Here is a 1,490-nt window from a genome sequence, read left to right on the forward strand (position 1 = left end):
TGGCGGCTTCTCGATCACGTCGTGGCCGATGTTGACGATCAGGTCGGCTGCTTCGATCGCACGGTGGACGAAGTCGCCCGAGGACAGCGCAGCGTTGCCGAGGAAGCGCGGGTGGCGCTCGTCGACTACACCTTTACCCATCTGCGTGGTGATGAACGGAATACCGGTCTTGTCGATCAGTTGCTTGAGGACCTTGGCGGTCATCTTGCGGTTGGCGCCGGCTCCGATCACCAGGATCGGATTGCGCGCATTCTGCAGTTTTTCCACTGCCGCTTCGATGGCCTTGTGTTCGGCCAGCGGTCGGCGGTGCAGGCTTGGCGGAATCGGCAGGCTGTCGGTCTGCTCGGCGGCGATGTCTTCCGGCAGTTCCAGGTGCACGGCACCGGGCTTTTCTTCTTCAGCCAGGCGGAAGGCTTCGCGCATGCGCGCCGGGATGTTGTCGGCCGAGGCGAACTGGTGGGTGTACTTGGTGATGGGGTCCATCATGCCGCACACGTCGATGATCTGGAAACGGCCTTGCTTGGACTTCTTGATCGGCTTCTGGCCGGTGATCATCATCATCGGCATGCCACCCAGGTAGGCGTAGGCGCTGGCGGTAACCAGGTTGGTCGCGCCGGGGCCGAGGGTGGACAGGCTTACGCCGGTCTTGCCGGTCAGACGACCGTAGGTGGCAGCCATGAAACCTGCGGACTGCTCGTGACGGGTCAGTACCAGTTTGATCTTCGACTTGCGCAGGGACTCCAGCAGGTCGAGGTTTTCCTCACCGGGAATACCGAATACATACTCGACACCTTCGTTTTCCAGGCATTGCACAACGACATCGGCGGCCTTGGCCATCTTGCTTGCTACCTCAAGTGATGGGACGGTGGAAGTCCGGAAATGCGCAGCACGGTACGCTGGCATCGCTTGGCTCAGGGCCAGAAGTGCCCCGAATCAAAGTCTTGACGAAAGGTCGGTACGGAAAAGTCACGCTGATTTGGCGGAATGTTGTCCAGCGCTGTAAGCGCGGCCTTGCATCGCGATCGGTGTAAGCGCGGCTTTAGCCGCGAAACAGGCGACGCGGTTGGCCAGGGAGATGGGGGTTGCAGGGATCGCGGTTGCCTGGGCGGCGCAAAGACAAAACCCCTACCTGCCTGCGCAGATAGGGGTTTTGCGAAATGAATCTTGACGATGACCTACTCTCACATGGGGAAGCCCCACACTACCATCGGCGATGCATCGTTTCACTGCTGAGTTCGGGATGGGATCAGGTGGTTCCAATGCTCTATGGTCGTCAAGAAATTCTGTTGCCAGAACGTCTTGTTAGACACTCCAGCCAATCCGGATATGTGATGTTCGTGGTTCGTTGCGAACTTTCGGTTCGTATCATCTTCACTACCGCAATCTGCGTCAGCAAATTGCTTGGGTGTTATATGGTCAAGCCTCACGGGCAATTAGTATTGGTTAGCTCAACGCCTCACAGCGCTTACACACCCAACCTATCAACGTCG

General features: G+C 58.4%; 1 protein-coding gene and 2 rRNA genes. All 3 read right to left on the minus strand.

Annotated features, from left to right (window positions below; genetic code table 11):
• Positions 1-837, minus strand: an 837-nt coding sequence (locus QSV36_RS08510; protein WP_289131177.1) for a thiamine pyrophosphate-binding protein, incomplete at its 3' end; no start/stop codon positions are given.
• A gap of 325 nt (positions 838-1,162) precedes the next feature.
• Positions 1,163-1,278: ribosomal RNA gene (rrf, locus tag QSV36_RS08515) — 5S ribosomal RNA — on the minus strand.
• Positions 1,279-1,412: 134 nt separating this feature from the next.
• A 23S ribosomal RNA gene (locus QSV36_RS08520) occupies positions 1,413-1,490 on the minus strand; the annotation flags it as partial.

The organism is Pseudomonas sp. BCRC 81390 (assembly GCF_030341915.1).
Taxonomy (GTDB): Bacteria; Pseudomonadota; Gammaproteobacteria; order Pseudomonadales; family Pseudomonadaceae; genus Aquipseudomonas.